16 protein-coding genes and 1 pseudogene are annotated in these 21,162 nt (G+C 43.7%); 7 read left to right on the plus strand and 10 right to left on the minus strand.

Annotation, left to right across the window (positions count from 1 at the left end; translation table 11 throughout):
* Positions 1-47 precede the first annotated feature (47 nt).
* The 3 genes from moeB to SLS51_RS05410 form a co-directional block, all read right to left on the minus strand.
* The gene (gene moeB / locus SLS51_RS05400; RefSeq protein WP_323836223.1) at positions 48-800 is read right to left on the minus strand and encodes a molybdopterin-synthase adenylyltransferase MoeB; all 753 of its coding nucleotides are present in this window, start codon (positions 798-800) and stop codon (positions 48-50) included.
* The gene (moeA, locus tag SLS51_RS05405) at positions 800-2,041 is read right to left on the minus strand and encodes a molybdopterin molybdotransferase MoeA (RefSeq protein WP_323836224.1); all 1,242 of its coding nucleotides are present in this window, start codon (positions 2,039-2,041) and stop codon (positions 800-802) included. The genes moeB and moeA overlap by 1 nt, the downstream gene beginning before the upstream one ends.
* 345 nt (positions 2,042-2,386) lie before the next feature.
* Complete coding sequence (locus tag SLS51_RS05410; protein ID WP_323836226.1) at positions 2,387-3,133, minus strand: SDR family NAD(P)-dependent oxidoreductase; 747 nt, start codon at positions 3,131-3,133, stop codon at positions 2,387-2,389.
* Between the two features lie 412 nt (positions 3,134-3,545).
* Between SLS51_RS05410 and SLS51_RS05415 the strand changes: the two genes are divergently transcribed.
* From SLS51_RS05415 to yeiB, 3 genes are all read left to right on the plus strand, one after another.
* Positions 3,546-4,733 carry a YbfB/YjiJ family MFS transporter gene (locus SLS51_RS05415; RefSeq protein WP_323836354.1) on the plus strand — a complete coding sequence of 396 codons (1,188 nt, stop codon included), beginning with the start codon at positions 3,546-3,548 and terminating at the stop codon, positions 4,731-4,733.
* Positions 4,734-4,897: 164 nt separating this feature from the next.
* Entirely contained in the window at positions 4,898-5,557 is a 660-nt protein-coding gene (gene folE, locus SLS51_RS05420; protein WP_112894847.1) for a GTP cyclohydrolase I FolE, read from the plus strand.
* 21 nt (positions 5,558-5,578) lie between these two features.
* On the plus strand, positions 5,579-6,727 hold the full coding sequence (gene yeiB / locus SLS51_RS05425) for a DUF418 domain-containing protein YeiB (RefSeq protein WP_323836228.1): 1,149 nt from the start codon (positions 5,579-5,581) through the stop codon (positions 6,725-6,727).
* Here yeiB and sanA read toward each other — a convergent pair.
* From sanA to metG, 6 genes and pseudogenes are all read right to left on the minus strand, one after another.
* Positions 6,666-7,439 (minus strand): annotated as a pseudogene (gene sanA / locus SLS51_RS05430) (outer membrane permeability protein SanA); the annotation flags it as partial. The gene yeiB and the pseudogene sanA sit on opposite strands and share 62 nt — an antisense overlap.
* Before the next feature lie 265 nt (positions 7,440-7,704).
* Positions 7,705-9,402 carry an NAD-dependent malic enzyme gene (locus SLS51_RS05435; RefSeq protein WP_323836230.1) on the minus strand — a complete coding sequence of 566 codons (1,698 nt, stop codon included), beginning with the start codon at positions 9,400-9,402 and terminating at the stop codon, positions 7,705-7,707.
* 214 nt (positions 9,403-9,616) lie between these two features.
* Positions 9,617-10,501, minus strand: coding sequence for a cytidine deaminase (gene cdd, locus SLS51_RS05440; RefSeq protein ID WP_323836232.1), 885 nt, complete (start codon positions 10,499-10,501; stop codon positions 9,617-9,619).
* Positions 10,502-10,642: 141 nt separating this feature from the next.
* Positions 10,643-11,338 (minus strand): CidB/LrgB family autolysis modulator, encoded by a 696-nt coding sequence (locus SLS51_RS05445; RefSeq protein ID WP_323836234.1) that lies wholly within the window; start codon positions 11,336-11,338, stop codon positions 10,643-10,645.
* Positions 11,339-11,340: 2 nt separating this feature from the next.
* A complete protein-coding gene (locus tag SLS51_RS05450) occupies positions 11,341-11,769 on the minus strand; it encodes a CidA/LrgA family protein (RefSeq protein ID WP_323836236.1) in 429 nt (142 codons plus the stop codon).
* A gap of 373 nt (positions 11,770-12,142) precedes the next feature.
* Entirely contained in the window at positions 12,143-14,170 is a 2,028-nt protein-coding gene (gene metG / locus SLS51_RS05455) for a methionine--tRNA ligase (RefSeq protein WP_323836238.1), read from the minus strand.
* A gap of 261 nt (positions 14,171-14,431) precedes the next feature.
* On the opposite strand from metG, the gene apbC reads away from it, so the two are divergent.
* The 4 genes from apbC to asmA all read left to right on the plus strand — a co-directional run bounded on the left by apbC (position 14,432) and on the right by asmA (position 18,968).
* Positions 14,432-15,544 carry an iron-sulfur cluster carrier protein ApbC gene (apbC, locus tag SLS51_RS05460; RefSeq protein WP_323836240.1) on the plus strand — a complete coding sequence of 371 codons (1,113 nt, stop codon included), beginning with the start codon at positions 14,432-14,434 and terminating at the stop codon, positions 15,542-15,544.
* A gap of 256 nt (positions 15,545-15,800) precedes the next feature.
* On the plus strand, positions 15,801-16,442 hold the full coding sequence (udk, locus tag SLS51_RS05465; protein ID WP_036777923.1) for a uridine kinase: 642 nt from the start codon (positions 15,801-15,803) through the stop codon (positions 16,440-16,442).
* 53 nt (positions 16,443-16,495) lie between these two features.
* On the plus strand, positions 16,496-17,077 hold the full coding sequence (gene dcd, locus SLS51_RS05470) for a dCTP deaminase (protein WP_323836245.1): 582 nt from the start codon (positions 16,496-16,498) through the stop codon (positions 17,075-17,077).
* Between the two features lie 58 nt (positions 17,078-17,135).
* Entirely contained in the window at positions 17,136-18,968 is a 1,833-nt protein-coding gene (gene asmA, locus SLS51_RS05475) for an outer membrane assembly protein AsmA (protein WP_323836247.1), read from the plus strand.
* Positions 18,969-19,457: 489 nt separating this feature from the next.
* Here asmA and SLS51_RS05480 read toward each other — a convergent pair whose 3' ends face one another.
* Positions 19,458-21,029: a TerC family protein gene (locus SLS51_RS05480; protein ID WP_323836250.1), complete on the minus strand. Its 1,572-nt coding sequence runs from the start codon at positions 21,027-21,029 to the stop codon at positions 19,458-19,460.
* Positions 21,030-21,162: the final 133 nt, after the last annotated feature.

Raw genomic sequence — 21,162 nt, forward strand, 5'->3', positions numbered from 1 at the left:
GCCCTGGTTGAGATAACCGGGGCGTGTTATTTCCATCGGTGGATAGATTAACTGTTGCACACTTCGCAATTGGGATCTTTAAGTAATTTAATATCACGAAATTGCATCGTCATCGCATCAAACAGTAAAACCTTTCCGCTGCTGACCTTGCCATATCCAGTAAGGAGTTTGATGGTTTCCATTGCCTGTAATGTACCGATGGTACCGACTAATGGCGCCATCACTCCCGTTTCTACACATGTTAGATTGTTTTCGCCAAACAGTCTGCTTAGGCAACGGTAGCAGGGGGCATTTGGCTGATAAGTAAATGTAGTGAGTTGTCCTTCCATGCGAATAGCTGCGCCGGAAACCAGAGGCGTTTTCCTTACCAGACACAGGCGGTTCAGTTGTTCGCGGATTGTCACATTATCAGTACAATCCAAGACAACATCATTCTGGCTGATAAGTTCATCTAGCGCTTGATCTTCCAGTAATCCATTAACGGTTTTAATCGTGACATGTGGGTTTATTGCCCGGAGCGTCAACTGGGCTGAATGCACTTTAGTCATGCCGATACGTTCATCTCGATGCAGGATCTGCCGTTGTAGGTTCGAGAGAGAAACGGTATCAAAATCCAGAAGTGTTATTGTTCCCACACCTGCTGCGGTCAAATACTGGGATGCTGCGCAACCTAAACCACCGGCACCGACTATCAGGCTCGCCGAAGATTTCAATTTTTCCTGACCGTCAAAATCAAATCCGCGTAGAACAATCTGACGGTTATAGCGTAGGGTTTCTGCGTCTGTTAGTTCAATGGTCATTATTCGTTTTTCAGTAAGTGATTGAACCATTCGATTTCAACATTTTCACCAACTTCTACCTGTCCACGTTCACGTTCCAGAACAATGAAGCAGTTCCCCTGACTGAATGAACTAAATATATGAGAGCCTTGATGCCCTGTCGTACGAACTTCTAGTTCACCTTGTTCATTCACCGAAGCAATACCTCGTTGAAAATCCATTCTTCCCGGTCTCTTTTTCAATGGCGTGGTGACCTTGGCGCGCATACGCATAGGGGGTTGCCATGCCGTAAAACCGGATAGACGCGCGATTAAAGGTTGAACTAATTGATAGAAAGTGAGAACGGCTGAAACTGGATTACCGGGCAGACCACAGAACCAGGAATTTTTCAATTTACCAAAAGCGAAAGGTTTACCCGGTTTAATTGCCAGTTTCCAGAAACTGATTTCGCCTAATTCATCCAGTATCTGCTTGGTGTAGTCTGCTTCACCCACAGAAACGCCACCACTGCTGATAACTAAATCAGCTTGTTGATCTGCTTGTGCGAAAACATAGCGTAAAGCTTGGGGATTGTCTGCAATAACGCCTAAATCAATAACGTCGCAAGCCAGTTTTTCCAGCATCAGTCGAACGGCAAGACGGTTGGTATCATAAATTTGCCCTTCCTTCAGTGGGTGACCGATAGCTTGTAGCTCATCACCGGTCGAGAAAATGGCGACTTTTAATTTGCGAACCACTTCAACGTCAGTGATGCCTAAAGATGCAATTAGGGGTAACTGAGCGGTGGATAATTTGCTGCCTGCCTGCAAGACTACTGCACCTTTAGCAATATCTTCGCCGACCAGACGAATATTCTGGCCCTGCTTGGCTGGTTGAGTGAAAACGATGCCATCAACAGTAGTTTCTGCGTGCTCCTGCATAATAACCGTATCAGCACCTATGGGAATCGGTGCGCCAGTCATAATGCGGATACAAGTTGCAACCGGCCACTCTCCTTGAAAAGGTACGCCTGCCAGTGCTTTTCCTGCCAGAGTCAGTGGTTTATTGCTGTTTAAATCCGCATGGCGTACGGCATAACCATCCATTGCTGAGTTAGCAAAAGGGGGCACATTGATAGGAGAAATAATATTTGTTGCAGTAATGCGTCCTGATGTTTGCGGGAGGCTGACAGTTTCTGTGTCAGTCAGTGGTGTAACTTGCGTCAGAAGTTTTTCCAACGCTTGCTGCAAAGAGATCAATCCAGAGGTATGACAGTGATCCATAATGATGCTCCCAGATAACGTTTTTCATTAGTGGCATTATGGCAGAGATCATCATATGTGTGAGTGATATTTGACTTTGATCGTATGTTCCATATACGCGGCGATATTGGTGTTAGGTTATCTAAAACGCCGCGACATGTGATAAACACATATACCCGTTATCTTTCAAGTTGCCTCTTTGTTGGCTGCACTCGCTCACCCCAGTCACATAGTTACCTATGCTCCCGGGGATTCACTCCCTTGCCGTCGCGATGCATCTTGAAATCCATAGGGTATAGAACATCACGATTAACCTGGCGTTAGGAAATTTGCTGTTGTCATAGCCGGGTTAAAGTGGTCAGGAGATTATAAGGTTTGACCACTGTCAACTGTTATGATTTGTCCTGTCATCGATTCTGCTTTTAACAACATCAAGGTTATTTCTGCAACATCTTCTGGCGTTGAAATTCTTTCTAAGGGCAAATAAGTGCAAAGCGTATGCATTTTCTCTTCTCTCCCTTTCCACCATCTTGTTTCAACGGCACCTGGCGCTACGCAGTTAACCCTGACCGATGGAGCCAGTGCCCGAGCTAAGGATTTTGTCAGTCCGTGAACCGCTGATTTGGAAGCGGCATAGGGGATACAAGAACCCAGACCTGTTTCGCCGGCGATACTACCGACATTCACGATAGCACTCCCCGTTCTTGCTTTAAGATAAGGAGCCGCATACCGGCAACAATGAAATGTGCCTTTCACATTAACATCAATAATGGTATCCCAAATATCGCTAGATATGGCATCAAGATCTTCAAATTGAAGTTGTCTGGTTGTTGCCGCGTTATTGACCAGATAGTCGATCCCGCTAAATTTTTCCACGACGGTGTTTATCATTGCCTGCACAGCCGATTCGTCGGCAATATCCGCTTTTATCGCGATAGCTTGCCCCCCATCCTTGATAATGGTTTCTGTTGTTTCCTGCGCTTCAAGTTCACTTTGTGAATAGATCACTGCGACAGCAGCACCTTGTTTCGCTAGCATAATACTGATAGCCCGTCCAATACCAGTTCCACCACCGGTTACAATGGCGGTCTTACCTTGAAATGCTTTATACATAACAATGCTCCTTATTAATATTTGTACATAACATGATGAATCATATCTCTTATAGACAGGTTTGTTAGTACCATTTTGGCATTATTGTGTGGACAATATTGTGTGGAAGATTGGTTAATTCAGCTAATGTTGTGTTGTAAAACTCGATTTAACCTTAATAGAGGTAACTGAGTAGAGGTAAAAAATAAATAAGTGGAGCAGAGCCCGAAAATTCATATACGCTGATGTTCCTGTTCCTGTTCCTGTTCCTGTTCCTGTTCCAGATACTGTCATTAATTGCTTACTGATTTTTTATTTATGGGCAGAAATAATTTACGTTTTTCTGGGAATTTTGTTAATTAAAAGTGTGTATTGTATTTGATTTTTGTTATGGCTTATGAGAAATAAATTAAAAAAATAATATTTTATGGCTATGAACAATTCAACTTCTCCTCAACAAAGTCACCGCTACCTAGCTTTTCATATCGCAATGAGTGGATTTTTGGCGCTGGTCGTCGCTATGGGAATTGGGCGTACTGCCTTCACTCCTCAAGTGCCTTTAATGATCGCAGAATTCCAGTTTAGTCTGACTGGTGCCGGTATCGTTGCGGCTTTTAATTATCTGGGATATCTGGCTGGTTCCTATGATGCGATGCGGGCGCGCCGTTTGATTGAATATCGGCTTTGGGCCGGATTATGGGGAGCAGTAATTATCACGTTGCTCTCTGCGTTACTGTATGGGGCGATATTACACAGTATCGCCCGTTTTTTTATTGGTTGGGCGAGTGGCTGGACATTGGTGTTAGTAACATCATGGGCCAATGAACAATTAGTTAAATTAAATCGCCCTGCATTGAGTGCTGCCATATTTGCGGGACCGGGAGTCGGGATATTCATTACTGGTATCCTTGCTATCGGTATTCAAGCATGGCAAGTGAGCGCTTCCGAAGCATGGCTGTTATATGGCATTTTGGCGCTGATTTGTAGTATCTATATTAGTCGGCATTTGCCTCGTCGTGGTGAGCTACATCGTTCACAGGCCGAGGTGAAGAAGCTAACTTTGACGCCTGCAATTAAGCGGTTGGTATGGAGTTACAGCTTAGCGGGGTTTGGTTATATTTTACCTGCGACTTTTCTGTCACAAATGGCCAGTGATCGTTTCCCTGGCAGCTTGTTTGCGCAGTTTGTCTGGCCAATATTTGGTGGTGCCGCAGTCATCGGCATTGGTTTTGCTATTCTGACCCGTCATACGCTGACAACGCAAATCCGGCTTGCGATCACTTTATGGATTCAGGCTGTGGGCATTCTTATCGCTGAGATCATTCCGGGAATAGGTGGTCTGGCATTAAGCTCTTTGTTGGTTGGTGGTGGTTTTATGTGTGTGGTGCAAATGGCATTTCAGTATGGGCGTGAATTAGCACCAGAACATAGCCGTTATATGGCCGGGTTATTAACCACTGGATATGCGGTTGGGCAGCTTATTGGTCCGATGCTGTCAGCGGTTTCTACCGCAATAACCGGGAGATTGGAGCCTGCGTTATATGTTGCATTGATTACCTTGGTCATTGCCGGGTTATTGGTTTGCGACAGGAATAAACCGACCGGTGAAGGGCGTGTGTAAAAAATTCATATAGCTATGAAAAGCAATCACTGGATAATCACCACGTGCTCATTTACAGTGTGTGCAATAGTTATCTGTTAGTCGTGATTGTTTCAGTGATAGTATTCATGACTTGAACTTTATTACCCGCCAGATGATGAAAAGTAATATCTTTGGAGAAAATAATGTCATCCTTAAGTAAAGAAGCTGAGCTTGTGCATTCGGCGCTGGAAGCTCGTGGCCTTGAAACGCCTTTGCGTGGTCAGGCATTGGCGCCGGAAGTGCGCAAAGCGCGGATTGAGGAGCATATGACGGAAGTTATGAAACTGTTGAATCTCGATTTGCGTGATGACAGTTTGGCAGAAACCCCAGGTCGTATTGCGAAAATGTATGTCGATGAGATTTTTTCAGGATTGGACTACAGCAATTTCCCGAAAATCACATTGATAGAGAATAAAATGAAAGTGGACGAAATGGTGACCGTTCGTGATATCACACTCACCAGCACCTGCGAACACCATTTTGTGACCATTGATGGCAAGGCGACGGTTGCCTATATTCCAAAAGATAAAGTGATTGGGTTGTCTAAAATTAACCGTATTGTGCAATTTTTTTCTCAGCGTCCACAGGTTCAGGAGCGCCTGACCCAGCAGATTTTGATTGCATTACAGACACTCCTTGGTACCAATAATGTTGCCGTATCGATTGATGCGGTTCATTACTGTGTGAAAGCGCGGGGTATTCGTGATGCAACCAGTACCACGACAACAACTTCCCTGGGGGGATTGTTTAAATCTAGCCAAAATACCCGTCAAGAGTTTTTACGCACGATTCGCCATGTGTAATTTTTACACCGGGATATAAGAATGGCCTGCCAGAGAATTGATTCACTGGATAGTATTCGTGGCTTGGCAATATTGGGGATATTGCTACTCAATATCTCCGGTTTTGCTTTGCCATCCGCCGCTTATTTGAATCCGGCATATAATGGTTCAGCTTCTTTAACTGATTTGATTGTCTGGTCTGTACTTAGTGTCCTTGTTCAGGGAAAGTTCCTGTGTATTTTGGCCTTCTTATTTGGTGCGGCATTGGAGTTACTATTACCGAGGGGCAAAATCTGGAATTATCCACGATTAACCACACTTGCCCTGATTGGAATGGGACATGGCATCCTATTCTGGGATGGCGATATTTTGCTCTCGTATAGTTTGGCCGGTTTTTTCAGTTTTCAATTGATTAGCCAAAATAGCGCCAGTAACCGGTTATTTATGAAAGGCACTATTTTTTATCTGATCGGATTAGTGCTATTGTTTATTCTCGGCTTTTTTTCCAGCGGCGAATCTAATGATGTTTCTTGGCAATTGACGGAATTCCAGATGTTATACGAAACATATTGGAAAACGTCTGGTGGATGGCTGGCAGTAAAAGAGCGTTTCAATCAGGTCATGTTGATGATGGTCATGCTGTTTGTTCAGTATGGTTGGCAGCTTATCGGCATTATGTCATGTGGTGCTGGATTAATGCGTAATGGTTGGCTAAAAGGTGAGTTTTCAGTGAGCCATTATCGGAATGTGGCGCTAGTGCTGATACCGCTCAGTGTTGCTGTTCAGATATTCTCTGTCGTGTTCCAATATATCCATAATTGGGATTACTTTTGGTCAGGTATTGTCGGTTATATCCTTGCTGAGTTGGTAATGCCATTTCAGGCACTGGGCTATATGGCTTTAATATATGGTTTCTGGCCGGTCATTTCATGCTGGCGAATTAATTACTGGCTCAATCAGGTTGGGCGAATGGCGATGAGTAATTACTTGTTACAAACCTTAATCTGCACCTTGCTGTTTTATAATTTTGGGTTGTTTGGTCAATTTAGCCGTTTGGAATTACTTGCATTTATTCTTCCCATTTGGGCGGTGAATATTCTTTTTTCATGCTGGTGGTTACGCCGTTACCCGCAAGGGCCGGTAGAACAGCGGTGGCGTGAGATGACGGCGGTGTTGGCCCGGTCTGATTAAGTTGGGTTTTATCCATTGACCGTAACTCTTCCGGGGTTACGGCGGGGTAATCAGTCATACCTTTTGGTACCTTATACGGAGCAGGAATAGGGATCAACGGGCCCAAGAAACGAGGTTCACGTTTCAGAATATAAAGATCAGTCAGGGCACCAAGTCGGGCAATGATTTCACGTAATCGAACGGTAATCATATTCTTGGGGGTAGAGACTGCGTAACACTGAGCAGTAATTCCCATATGCATAGCGATAAACAAGGCTCGTTCGCAATGAAATCGTTGGGTGATAATCGTGAAATCATTAGTGTTAAAAACTTTCCGGGTTCTGACTATTGAGTCAAGTGTTCTGAAACCAGCAAAATCCAGTACGATATTTACAGCAGGAATACCCGCTTTTACCAAATCTCTGCGCATAGTGACCGGTTCATTATAACTTTGCTGAGCATTGTCACCACTCAGTAACAAATATTTGATTTTGTCGCCGTTATAAGCATTAATGGCTCCCTGAATACGGTACATATAGTACTGATTTGGCGCACCAGAGAGGTAATATTTAGCAGTACCAAGTACTATACCCACTTCACGTTCAGGAAGTTGTTTGAGATCATCAAAGACATAGGGGGCTGTTTTCCAACTAATCCAGCGGTCAAGTGCAATAGCTGTCAGTATCAGCATCCCTGTGATGAATAACAGACTAGTTATCAGGCGCTTCCACATGCTTTTGCCTTATACACATTAATGACTGAATTTGTTAAAGGCTACTTTACCTGAAATTTCGAAGCAAGTTTTCTCTGTAAGAAAAAAGCGTGATAGTAAAAGAGAACTATACCTTATGGATTTCAAGATGCATCGCGACGGCAAGGAGCGAATCCCCGGGCGCATAGATAACGATGTGACCGGGGTGAGAGAGTGCAGCCAACAAAGCGGCAACTTGAAAGATGACGGGTATAACAAGCTTTTTACGTATTTTTAATGATAAAAATCAGAATGAAGTCCGTTTGTACACGCGGTATTCAGGTTTCCAGAAATTACGTTCAATTGCTTCATCCAGTGCGCCATCTGAGGTCACAGTGGCAACGCCCTGTATTTGTGCTTCTTTGGCGACTTGTTTAGCAATTTTGCGTGACACTTCCTGAATATCATCAATAAGAGGCAATAACGGGCCTTGACCTTGTTGGGCTAAGGGTGAGCAATCTGCCAATGTTCGGCTTGCAGCCATCAACATACCGTCAGTAACCAGTTTGGCCCCTGATGCAATGACGCCTAGACCAATTCCGGGAAAGATATAGGCGTTGTTACATTGAGCGATCGGATATTCCTGATCTTTATATTTTACCGGATTAAATGGACTCCCTGTCGCAACCAGAGCGGCACCATCCGTCCAGTTGATGATATCTTCGGGACGGGCTTCAACACGGGAAGTTGGATTCGATAATGGCATGACGATTGGGCGTTCACAATGTTTATGCATCTCGCGGATGATCTCTCCTGTAAACAAACCTGCCTGACCTGAAACACCAATCAATACTGTCGGTTTAGCATTACGGACAACATCGAGCAGCGAGATTGAATCGCTGTTTACATCCCATTTAGCCAATGAATCGCTTTTCTGCACCAGCTTGTTTTGGAAATCCAATAGATTTGGCAGCTTGTCTGTCAATAAACCGAAGCGGTCAACCATGAAAATACGGGCACGAGCCTGTTCGTCACTTAAACCTTCTGATTTCATCTGGGCGACGATCTGTTCTGCTATGCCGCAACCGGCGGAACCTGCGCCGAGGAAGGTGACCGTTTGGTCTTTTAATTGACGGCCAGCCGCGCGACTGGCGGCAATTAAGCTACCTAACGTAACAGCGGCAGTTCCCTGAATATCATCATTAAAGCAACAAATCTCGTGGCGATAGCGATTAAGAAGAGGCATGGCATTTTTTTGTGCGAAATCTTCAAATTGCAGCAGCACATTTGGCCAGCGGCGTTTAACAGCCTGAATAAATTCGTCTACGAATTCATCATATTCCTCACCGGTGATACGCGGATGACGCCAGCCCATATATAACGGGTCATTCAGGCGTTGCGGGTTGTTGGTGCCTACATCCAGGACGACTGGTAGTGTATAAGCCGGGCTGATACCACCGCAGGAGGTATACAAGGAGAGCTTACCGATAGGAATACCCATACCGCCAATACCTTGGTCACCCAAACCGAGGATACGTTCACCATCGGTAACAACAATGACTTTTACATTTTGTTTGGTCGCATTTTGCAGCATGTCATCAATATGTGTTTTGTTTGGATATGAGATGAACAGGCCACGGGCACGGCGGTAAATATCGGAAAAGTGCTCACACGCTTCACCGACGGTTGGGGTGTAGATGATTGGCATCATTTCGTTCAAATGCGCATCCAGCAGGCGGTAGAACAGGGTTTCGTTAGTGTCCTGAATATTTCGCAGATAAATGTGCTTATCTGCATCATTTTTGAAATCAAGATACTGCCGATAGGCACGTTCAGCTTGCTCTTCGATGGTTTCGACCGCTTCCGGTAATAAACCGTGAAGATTAAAGTTTCTACGTTCTTCTTCAGTGAAAGCGCTGCCTTTATTCAGCAGGGGGAATTCCAACAGAATTGGGCCAGCGTAGGGAATATATAGTGGACGTTTACTTTCGTGTTCCAGTTCCATGAATCTTACTCTTTGAACTAAATGGATAATAAGGTTAGCGATAGATCCTAAGAGATAGGAAAAATATGTACAGTAAATGTTACTTAATTAGAGGTATTATGAGTAAAAATGAGAGATAACATCCAGAGTTAGATAATAAAATATTACGGTAATTATTTTTTACAGTGGAAAGCCCTCTATCTGCATAGAGGGAAAAATGAATTTTCCACTGAACTCAGAAAGTGTAGTAATCAAATTTGCTGCAACCAAGTGCAGCAAGTATAGATTGAGTCGCACTCCGTTGGGATAAATCACTGTGTTTTCCCTCAACTAACACCGCTCTTTCGATAGCCAGGCAATCACCACCAGAAATGTTCATCAGAATCAGTGCTGCTTGTAATGGGGGCAAGCTTGGGTTAAATGCCGCATTTTCTGCATAACGCCCAGGATAAATTATTCCATCTTTTCCCAGAAGTGCGGTACCACTGTAGGAATTACTGTATGGAGCATAGCTCTGGTTTGCTGCATCTAATGCCGTTAGTACTAATTTATCCGTCGTTTCTAGTTTATAGCCATGATTGACCGGATCCATCAACAAAGTTGTGATGCCCAGATCGTTTGGGCCAAAAGAATCTGGCAGATAGTGATCTAATGTTGAAGATGCCTGTTTTGGCAGATGAATCTCTAATTGTGTGCCACTATTAAGTTCATTCATAAATTGACGGCAGTGGCCGCACGGAGAGTAATTCACAGTAACAGATGCCAGTCTTTTCTCGCCCAATAACCAAGCGTGAGTAATCGCACATTGTTCAGCATGAATCGTTTGCTGTAGTGGTACGCCAGCAAATTCCATATTAGCGCCAAAATAGAGGTTTCCGCTTTCACCGCGGGCAATTGCACCAACATTAAAATGTGAGATTGGTGTCAGGGAACAGGCCGTTGCGAGTGGTAACAGGGCGACAGCTAAGGTGTTATCGTCAAAACCGCAGGCCTTCTTAATCGATTTAGCTTGCTCAGCAGTGAGCATGGCAGGAAAGTCATCGTTTCCTGCGTAAGGTAAAAGTGCATCCTGTAGTTTAGAGGGCAACTGTACCCATATGGGGTGAAAACGAGCTTGCATAGCGTGATCTCCGAAGTAACTTAAGATCATTCTAAGTTGTCTGATGAGATTTGTAATGTGATAAATATCATATAGATGATGAGAATTATGTCATTGAAGTTAGTAATCGAGCGAATATTATCAAATTTCCTAACAGATAAACTAGCTAAATAGGTATAGCAGCACCGGGAATACAAAAGGGGCTGTTAGTGAAGTAATGATACCGCAGGCCATCAATGCCAATGAGCTGTACGCGCCTTCAACGAAATTGACCTCCGCACAGCGGGCGGTCCCCAAAGCATGTGATGCCGTTCCCATTGCTAAGCCGCGGGATGCTTTGGTTTTTACCTGTAAAAGATCGAACAGGTTATGACCAAATATTGCGCCGAGAATGCCGACAAAAATGACGCAAGCAGCACTGATGGCGGGAATACCGCCAATGGCATCTGCAACTGCCATTGCTATTGGTGTTGTGACAGATTTAGGCAGTATAGAAGCGGCCATTTCAGGCGTTGCGCCCATCCACAAGGCAATAGCAGTGCCTGTCACCATAGCGACAATACTGCCGATAAAACAGATGCTAATAATGGACTTCCATTGGGCTCGGATCTGGTGTATCTGCTCATATAGAGGAAATGCCAGCGCAACTACGGCGGGCTGGAGTAGATCATTTAAAATTCGACTGCCGGCAAAATAGTGTTCATAAGGCGTGTGGGTTATTAACAATATTGGAACAAGGACGGCGATAGAAACCAATAAGGGGTTCAGAATGGGAATTTTGCATCGTAGTGAAAGTTTTCTTGCGGTGTAGAATACTATCAATGTTAATGGCAGTGACCACCAAATGTGACTTAACATTTTTATTTCTCTTGTTTCTGTTGTTCATTGTTAATTTCTGATGTGGAGCCCATAATCGGACGTTCACGATGAACATAATGGGAACTGTAAGCAACGATAATCATAACAATTGCAGTACTGATCAGGCATGAAAAAACAATCGGCATTATCTGTTGGCTGAGTTGATCGTAATAATTCATTACGCCTACGCCAATAGGCAGAAACAGCAAAGTCATATTTTTTAGTAATAGACTACAGCCTGGTTTTGCCCAATGAGCAGGAATCAGCTGGAAAGCTAATAAAACGAACAAGATCAACATACCGATAATACTGCCGGGAATAATGATGGGTAGTAGGGAAGAAATGGCATTACCTGTCAGCAAACATAAATAAATCAGAACAAATGCTCTCAGGTACTGGCAACCAACAATCAGTACTTCACGAAACGACATAACAAAATTCCTAATTCCGGTGAGGTATTCATCATACAAGTGACCTTGGGAATGTGCTATACCCGAGTTGCCTCTTTGTTGGCTGCACTCACTCACCCCGGTCACATCGTTATCTATGCTCCCGGGGATTCGCTCCCTTGCCGTCGCGATGCATCTTGAAATCCATAGGGTATAATAGCTCACATTTAAAAAAACGGGGATCATTGCTGATCCCCGTGGATGAAAATATACCCGTTATCTTTCAAGTTGTCTCTTTGTTGGCTGCATTCATTCACCCCAGTCACATCGTTTGCTATGCTCCCGGGGATTCGCTCCCTTGCCGTCGTGATGCATCTTGAAATCCATAGGGTATATCAGTGAAATAAATTAACTATTATTTCACTTGCATACCGGGTTGGGCGCCGCTATCAGGGCTGAGTAAGAAGATATCTTTTCCGCCAGGTCCGGCGGCCATAACCATCCCTTCCGAAATACCAAAGCGCATTTTGCGTGGTGCCAGATTAGCAACCATAATGGTTAAACGGCCTTCCAGTGCTTTTGGATCAGGATAACTGGAGCGAATACCCGAAAATACCTGGCGGGTTTCGCCACCAAGATCCAGCATCAGTTTCAGCAACTTATCTGAGCCTTCGACAAAATCAGCCTGTTTAATAAGGGCGACGCGCATATCAACTTTGGCAAAATCATCAAAGGTAATAGTGTCCTGAATCGGATCTTCTGCCAGTGGACCACTGACTTTTTGTGGTGTGTTGATGCTCTCTTTAGATGCCGCAACCATAGCGTCCACTTTATCCATATCAATGCGATTGAACAGGGCCTTAAAGGCAGAAACTTGATGATCCAGCAGCGGCTGTTCAATACCATGCCAAGTGAGTTCTGTATTTAAGAAAGCTTCTGCGCGTTCTGCCAGACTTGGCAAAACGGGTTTCAGGAAAGTCATCAAAACGCGGAACAGGTTGATGCCCATTGAGCAGATAGCTTGAAGATCGGCATCACGGCCTTCTTCTTTTGCCACTACCCACGGTGCTTGCTCATCCACATAACGGTTTGCTAAATCAGCCAGTGCCATGATTTCACGGATTGCTTTGCTGAATTCGCGGTTATTAAACTCTTCTGCAATCACCTTTGCCCCATCAATAAATTGTTGGTAGAGCGCCGGATCAGCCAGTTTATCCGCCAGCTTGCCGTTAAAGCGTTTATTGATGAAGCCTGCATTACGGGAGGCCAAGTTAACAACTTTATTAACGATATCGCTGTTAACACGTTGAACAAAATCTTCCAGATTCAGATCGATATCATCAATGCGAGCGGAGAGTTTGGCTGCATAGTAATAACGCAAACAGTCTGCATCTAGATGATCCAAATAAGTGCTGGCTTTAATAAAAGTACCACGGGATTTGGACATCTTCGCACCGTTGACGGTGACATAGCCATGAACAAACACGTTGGTTGGCTTACGGTAACCGCTGCCTTCCAGCATGGCAGGCCAGAACAGGCTATGGAAATAAACAATGTCTTTACCGATAAAATGATACAGATCAGCGGTGGAATCTTTTGCCCAGAACTCATCAAAGCTTAGATTTCCGCGTTTGTCACACAGGTTTTGGAAAGAGCCCATATAACCGATAGGAGCATCCAACCAGACATAGAAATATTTGCCCGGCGCATCAGGAATTTCAAAACCGAAATAGGGGGCGTCACGGGTGATATCCCACTGTTGTAAACCGGATTCAAACCATTCCTGCATTTTGTTAGCAACTTGTTCCTGTAATGCGCCGGAGCGGGTCCAGGCTTGCAACATGTCACTGAATGCGGGCAGATCGAAAAAGAAGTGCTCTGTTTCACGCATTTCTGGCGTTGCGCCGGAGACAGCAGAACGAGGGTTGATCAGTTCAGTTGGGCTGTAGGTTGAGCCGCAAACTTCACAGTTATCGCCATACTGATCTTCTGCCTTACATTTCGGGCAGCTACCTTTAACAAAGCGATCCGGCAGAAACATATTTTTCTCAGGATCATATAACTGAGAAATAGTACGATTCTTAATATGACCGTTTTTTTTCAGTTCGAGATAGATTTTAGTTGATAACGTTTGGTTCTCTTCGCTATGCGTAGAGTGATAGTTATCATAGCTCACTGAAAAGCCAGTAAAATCCTGATGATGCTCTTGGTTCACTGTTGCGATCATCTCTTCAGGAGCAATACCCATTTGCTGAGCTTTCAGCATGATTGGTGTTCCATGAGCGTCATCGGCACAGATAAAGTGAACCTCTTTGCCGCGCATTCGCTGAAAACGGACCCAAATATCTGCTTGGATATGTTCCAGCATGTGACCGAGATGGATTGGACCGTTAGCATATGGCAACGCGCACGTCACCAATAATTTTTTTGCGACTTGAGACATAGTAAGGATCTGACTTCCAATAAGTGAAAAAGGGAGTTTGATGTTAACCGATCAAAAAAATTGTCGCTAGGGTAAGGTTTAATATTAATGAGTTTTATCCAGTGCGCCTTGAAACCTAAACCCTTTTGAGGCTGTCAATGGATAAAAATTGAATCAATGAGCGGGGAGTGGGTTTTTGTCGCTAATTTTATCCGAACGCATTAGGTTCTGTTATGATGGAGAGATGGTTTTTAGCTAATGATAATCATTAAAGGAGCCGGGATGAACTCACAATCCCCCGAGCAGACCAATCCTGACCTGCTGAAATCTCAGGTAACAAAAATACTTGCTACTTTTACACACCTGACACTAGAACGTGATTTGACAACATTGAAGGCGCTACATCACTGCACGATGCTTGATGGTGTCTTGCACATTGAATTGCTCATGCCGTTTGTCTGGCAACACGGTTTTAAGGCGTTAAAAGCGGCGACAACGGAAAAATTACAGGCGGTAACTGGTGCAAAATCGGTGGCGTGGAAATTGATCCATGATATCAGCACATTACGTCGCGCTAATGATCTGCCGGGAATTAATGGTGTCCGTAATATTTTGGCTGTCAGCTCGGGTAAAGGTGGGGTGGGTAAATCCAGTACTGCCGTAAACTTGGCGCTGGCATTGGCTCAGGAGGGGGCAAAAGTCGGTATTCTGGATGCAGATATCTACGGCCCTTCTGTTCCAAGTATGTTGGGAACCACCAAAGAGCGTCCAACTTCCCCAGACGGACAGCATATGGCGCCGATCATGACGCATGGCCTTGCGACTAACTCGATTGGTTATTTAGTCACAGATGACAATGCAATGGTATGGCGCGGCCCAATGGCGAGTAAAGCATTGATGCAGATGTTACAGGATACATTATGGCCGGATCTTGATTATCTGGTTATTGATATGCCACCGGGAACCGGTGATATTCAGCTCACTTTGTCACAAAACATCCCGGTAACGGGGGCGCTGGTGGTAACAACACCTCAGGATATTGCCTTAATTGACGCGATGAAAGGCATCGTTATGTTCCAGAAAGTGAAGGTACCTGTATTGGGTATTGTTGAAAACATGAGTGCGCATATTTGCAGCAACTGCGGCCATCTGGAACCTATTTTTGGCACTGGTGGGGCAGAAAAATTGGCGGCTAAATATCACTGTAAATTATTGGGACAAATCCCTCTGCATATTTCACTGCGTGAAGATCTTGATCGTGGTCAGCCAACCGTTATCAGTAATCCTGATAGTGAATTTACCGATATTTATCGCGAAATTGCCGCGAATATTTCAGCACAGATGTATTGGCAAGGTGAGAAGATACCAACAGAAATTTCGTTTCGTGCTGTTTAATGCGGGTATTTGATTGAAGATAACGGGTGGTGGATGTTTTCATTGCCCGCTTTTTGTATGGGGAGATTTTGTATGGGGAAAAGTATGCTTGTTCGATTTCCCTCGTTACATGGTTTTTATGCGAAACGCCTCGAAAAAAGTGAGACTTCTCTTGTTTACACTGGAACAGATACCATTAACTCCCTATAATCTCGCCAAACTTAGCACTCATAAGTGCTTTGTTCCCATTTTTTTCTAGAATCAGGTTATCTCTATTATGGCTGACGAAGCATATCAATGCACAATTGTAGGAATTTCTGGTGCATCTGCCTCAGGTAAAAGTCTCATTGCTAATACACTTTATCGTGAATTACGCGCTCAGGTTGGTGATCACAATATCGGTATTATACCAGAGGATTGCTATTATAAAGATCAGAGCAATCTATCAATGGAAGAGCGTTATAAGACTAATTATGACCATCCAAGCTCAATGGATCACAATCTGCTCTTTTCTCACCTACAAGCGTTGAAAATGGGTGAATCAATTGAATTGCCACAATACGATTATGTTGCTCATACTCGTAAACCAGAAGCGATTCATTTTGCACCGAAAAGGGTTATTATTCTGGAAGGTATTCTATTATTGACCGACAAGCGCTTGCGCCAGGAGATGGACTTCTCTATTTTTGTTGATACGCCACTGGATATTTGCCTTATGCGTCGTATTAAGCGGGATGTGCATGAACGGGGACGTTCTCTGGATTCGGTGATTGAGCAATATCATAAAACTGTGCGTCCAATGTTCCTGCAATTTATTGAACCATCAAAGCAATATGCAGATATTATTGTGCCGCGCGGGGGTAAAAACCGAGTAGCAATTGATATATTGAAAGCCAAAATTGGTCAGTTCTGCGAATAATAAAACTTTGCTTGTCAGGCATTGATAAGCATCATCGTATTTGAGAGGAAATAATGCGACTCTGTGACCGCGACATTATTAAATGGCTTGATGAAGGTAAGTTGGTCATTGCTCCACGTCCGCCGATTGAACGCATTAATGGGGCAACTGCTGATGTGCGCCTTGGGAATCAGTTTCGTGTTTTCTGTGGTCATACTGCGGCATATATTGATTTGAGTGGTCCGAAAGATGAGGTGAGTGCTGCGCTTGATCGCGTGATGAGTGATGAAATAATTCTGTCTGACGATGAGGTTTTTTTCCTCCATCCTGGCGAGTTGGCACTGGCTGTTACGCAGGAATCCGTCACATTGCCGGATGATTTGGTGGGCTGGCTTGATGGCCGTTCTTCTCTTGCGCGTCTTGGGTTAATGGTGCACGTGACAGCACACCGGATTGATCCGGGCTGGCATGGTCAGATTGTTCTTGAATTCTATAACTCTGGTAAATTGCCTCTGGCGTTACGTCCGGGTATGGTCATCGGTGCTTTGAGTTTTGAGCCATTGTCTGGTTCCGCTGACCGTCCGTATAACCGTCGTCAAGATGCGAAATATAAAAACCAACAGGGTGCGGTGAGTAGCCGTATTGATGAAGATTAACATTTTTATCGGCTATTGAGCTGCACTGACTGTTTTGACAAAAAAAGCTGAGGAAGTCATGAAGAGATTGCTGACGACACTGATTATTTTGCTGGTTGTGATTATTACCGGTCTGGTAGCATTAGTCATGTTAGTAAACCCAAATGACTTTCGGGCTTATATGGTCAAGCAGGTGCAAAAGAAGAGTGGCTACCAACTCGTCCTGCAAGATGGTATGCGCTGGCATGTCTGGCCAAAATTGAGCATCATTACCGGGCGTATGTCATTAACGGCCCCAGGGGCGGCTCAGCCAACAGTGACAGCAGAAAATATGCGTCTTGATGTGGCGTTGTGGCCGCTTCTTTCTCATCAGCTTGCCGTTAAAGAGGTGATGTTGAAAGGGGCGATATTGAGCGTAACCCCAGAGAGCCAGTCGCAGAAAAAAGAGAATACCCCTATTGCACCAAAAGAGAATACAGCCAATCCTGTTGCGAAGGGTGAGGGTTGGAAGCTTGATATCGCCAGAATTAAGATCGCGGATAGTTTGCTTATTTGGCAGCGAGATGATCATGAGCAGTTAAATGTCCGCGATATTAATCTGCTTATGGAGCGAGATAACCAAAACCATATCAGCGTAGAGTTAAGTAGCAAAGTCAGTAAGAATCAGCAAGACTTGGTTTTTAATCTTAATGCAGATGTTGATATTACTGATTATCCATATCGTGTTGCGGGTAATATTGACTCCTTTGATTATCAACTCCAGGGCGCAGGTATACCTACGGGAGGAATTAGTGGTTCAGGAAAAGTACATGCTGTTTATCAAAAAGAGACGACAGATGGACCGCAAATAATTTCTTTACAGACGCTAAGTTTCACCGCTAATGAGAGTGAACTTCATGGCAGTATAAACGCAATGTTGGGGGCTCATGCGGATTATCGGATCGATTTATCTTCCCAAAAACTGAATTTAGATAATCTGATGGGATGGGACTTGCTTCCTAAAGAGGGTTTAGAAGTTAAACGTTATTACCGGATAGAGAATAGTTCAGCTAAACCTGTAATTGCTGTTTCAAGCTCTGCCCAGCCTGATTATAACGTTGCATTTTTAAATGATTTTAATGCTAATGTGACTATTAATGCGGACAAATTTGTTTATCGCGGAATGGAGATCGATAATCTGATATTGAAAGCGACAAATAATAGTGGTACTGCTGAAATTTCTACTCTGAATGGCAAATTATTTGGTGGTGATTTCTCTATTCCAGTTATTTTAGATGCAACGGGTAATCAACTTAAGTTACACGCAAAACCTTTACTGCGGAATATAGAACTGGAACCAGTACTCAAAGCCTTTTCCTTACCACCGGCATTTAGTGGTAAATTCGATCTGAATGGGGATCTTTCTGGTAAAGGATATGATGGTTATGCGATTTCGCATCTTTGGCAGGGTGATCTTAATTTCAGTTTAGTTAATGCCAAAATGTATGGATTAAATATCCCCCAATTAATCCAGCAATCCGTTGCTCGTGCAACGGATAAAGTGAATATCCCTGATAATATGGATAATTTCACCCGCGCTAAAAAGCTTGATGTTAAAGCGGTACTGAATCGAGGTGATATAAAAATCAGTCGGCTTCATGCGGTATCCGATTTGCTGAATATTGATGGGCAGGGTAAGACTAATCTGCTTAAACAAGATGTTGATGTCGCTTTAAAAGTACAGATAACACAAGGATGGGGCAAGGATAATGAATTGGTTAGTCGTCTGCGAAAAATGAAAGTACCACTGCGGGTTTACGGTAATTGGAGTAATCTGCAATACAATTTGGATATTGAGCAATTGCTACATAATGAGTTGGAGAACAAGGTAAAACAGGCTATTAACGATTGGGTTGAACGCAGCAGTAATTAGCTGTATTAATAACTCATGCCTGATTTGACCGCTCAATCCGGCAGTTGACTATTATGCTTAAATGAATGCTTATCGTTGTCTGAGCATAGTTGTTTGAGCAGTCAATTTCAGTACAAAGGTGGATTTCAACTTGTGGATTAAATTTTGATAATTGAATTGAGAAGCTATGGCTTTTCTGTTCTGAATATAAAATTATTTAATCTAGTTATACCCTATGGATTTCAAGATGCATCGCGGCGGCAAAGGAATGAATCCCCGGGAGCATAGATAACTATGTGACCGGGGTGAGTGGGTGCAGCCAACAAAGAGGCAACTTGAAAGATGACGGGTATAGATAAATCATTAACCGTATCCGCATAAAGTTCCGCATATGGCATTGATAGAAAAGATTAAAAAAATCCCGGTACAGTTTAAACTGACCGGGTTTTATTTTGTTTCAGAGGAAAAACTCAGTGATGACAAATATGATGAGTCATCAATAACACTGCGTTATTCTTTATTTTCTTCCTCTGACCCCAGAGGGGTAATTTTTACCTTATTAATTCGGTGACTGGTCACTTCCAACGGTTCAAACAGATAATTATCAATCTGTAATTGCTCACCTTGTCGTGGAATATGTTGTGAATGTTCCATCAACAAACCTGCTAAGGTCTGATATTCACGTTTTTCATCCAGTTGCAAAGGGACATAAAGGATCAAATCATCCAGCGGCATATAACCATTGGCAATCCAACCACCATGTTCAGTTGCTTGAATATCATGACGGGCATCAGTTTCTTCGCCGTCTACCGGTAAATTACCCGCGATAGTTTCCATTACGTCGGTCAACGTCACCACACCTTCCACAGAACCAAATTCATCGACAACAAACGCGAAGTGAGTTTGTGCCTGGCGGAACTGTTCCAATGCCTGGAGTAGTGAAAGTTGTTCAGGGAAAATCAGCGGTTGTTTTATCAGCGAATGTAAATCAAAAGGCTGTTGGTTGAGTTGTTGATTCAATAAATCAATAACATGGACAACACCTAATGGTTCGTCACTGATATTTTCATCTGTTACCACAATGCGTGTGTGGGGATTTTTACTCAGTATTTGCGTCAGATTTTCGGTTGGTGCATGAATATCAAGGTATTCCACGTCGTGACGGGAAGTCATGATACTGTTAACGTTACGCTGCGCCATGCCTAGAACCCTGGCAATCATTTGACGTTCTTGTGGATCAAACACTTCCTGATTATCAGAAATCAGATTGGATGTATGATTATCCAATTCTGCATTTTCATGCTTACCACTCAGGATACGTAAAACGGCTTCCGCTGTTCTTTCACGTAGTGAACGGGAAGCCGTAAGAAATCTGCGGCGGTTAAATTGAGCAAATTGGTTTAAGGATTCAATCATAATGGAGAAGCCGATAGCGGCGTACAAGTAACCTTTGGGGATGTGATAACCAAAACCTTCAGCGACCAGACTGAAACCGATCATCAACAAGAAGCTCAGACAGAGAATAACGATAGTCGGGTGAGCATTGACGAAAGTAGTCAATGGCTTACTTGCCAGTATCATCAGGAGCATCGCAATGGTGACTGCCGCGATCATGATACCGATGTTGTCTACCATACCAACAGCAGTCACCACTGAATCCAGTGAAAATACAGCGTCAAGGACAATTATTTGAGCGACAACCGTCCAAAATTTAGATGTTTTGCGTTGTTGTCCTGAGTGGGCATCTTTACCTTCCAGCCGTTCATTGAGCTCCATTGTCGCTTTGAATAGTAAGAAAAGACCACCTATTAGCATAATCAGGTCACGGGCACTAAATGGATGTTCCCAAAGCGTAATTAATGGATGAGTTAGCGTTATCAACCAGGAAAGACTAAAAAGCAGTACGATACGCATCAGTAACGCACAACCTAGACCTGTAATTCTTGCTTTGTCTCTTTGTTTTTCAGGAAGTTTATCTGCCAGAATGGCAATAAAGACCAAGTTGTCAATTCCGAGGACAATTTCTAGAACGATAAGAGTAACTAGCCCAGCCCATATCGTCGGATCAGCGATCCATTCCATACAGTTTGTTTTACCTTTTAATATGACGGCTCATGCCGAATAATGAATAATGGGCATTGACTCATCAAATTTCAATAGTTGATTTTTCATCTGAGGAAGTTTTTTCCAAAAAATGGGGTGTAGCGGTATCGAT

The sequence above is a fragment of the Photorhabdus africana genome (assembly GCF_035181445.1).
Classification (GTDB): domain Bacteria; phylum Pseudomonadota; class Gammaproteobacteria; order Enterobacterales; family Enterobacteriaceae; genus Photorhabdus; species Photorhabdus laumondii.

Bases quoted from the DNA above. Each gene is read 5' to 3' on its own strand.
- moeB (WP_323836223.1), bottom strand. From the start codon at position 800: ATGACCATTGAACTAACAGACGCAGAAACCCTACGCTATAACCGTCAG.
- moeA (WP_323836224.1), bottom strand. From the start codon at position 2,041: ATGGATCACTGTCATACCTCTGGATTGATCTCTTTGCAGCAAGCGTTG.
- SLS51_RS05410 (WP_323836226.1), bottom strand. From the start codon at position 3,133: ATGTATAAAGCATTTCAAGGTAAGACCGCCATTGTAACCGGTGGTGGA.
- SLS51_RS05415 (WP_323836354.1), top strand. From the start codon at position 3,546: ATGAACAATTCAACTTCTCCTCAACAAAGTCACCGCTACCTAGCTTTT.
- folE (WP_112894847.1), top strand. From the start codon at position 4,898: ATGTCATCCTTAAGTAAAGAAGCTGAGCTTGTGCATTCGGCGCTGGAA.
- yeiB (WP_323836228.1), top strand. From the start codon at position 5,579: ATGGCCTGCCAGAGAATTGATTCACTGGATAGTATTCGTGGCTTGGCA.
- SLS51_RS05435 (WP_323836230.1), bottom strand. From the start codon at position 9,402: ATGGAACTGGAACACGAAAGTAAACGTCCACTATATATTCCCTACGCT.
- cdd (WP_323836232.1), bottom strand. From the start codon at position 10,501: ATGCAAGCTCGTTTTCACCCCATATGGGTACAGTTGCCCTCTAAACTA.
- SLS51_RS05445 (WP_323836234.1), bottom strand. From the start codon at position 11,338: ATGTTAAGTCACATTTGGTGGTCACTGCCATTAACATTGATAGTATTC.
- SLS51_RS05450 (WP_323836236.1), bottom strand. From the start codon at position 11,769: ATGTCGTTTCGTGAAGTACTGATTGTTGGTTGCCAGTACCTGAGAGCA.
- metG (WP_323836238.1), bottom strand. From the start codon at position 14,170: ATGTCTCAAGTCGCAAAAAAATTATTGGTGACGTGCGCGTTGCCATAT.
- apbC (WP_323836240.1), top strand. From the start codon at position 14,432: ATGAACTCACAATCCCCCGAGCAGACCAATCCTGACCTGCTGAAATCT.
- udk (WP_036777923.1), top strand. From the start codon at position 15,801: ATGGCTGACGAAGCATATCAATGCACAATTGTAGGAATTTCTGGTGCA.
- dcd (WP_323836245.1), top strand. From the start codon at position 16,496: ATGCGACTCTGTGACCGCGACATTATTAAATGGCTTGATGAAGGTAAG.
- asmA (WP_323836247.1), top strand. From the start codon at position 17,136: ATGAAGAGATTGCTGACGACACTGATTATTTTGCTGGTTGTGATTATT.
- SLS51_RS05480 (WP_323836250.1), bottom strand. From the start codon at position 21,029: ATGGAATGGATCGCTGATCCGACGATATGGGCTGGGCTAGTTACTCTT.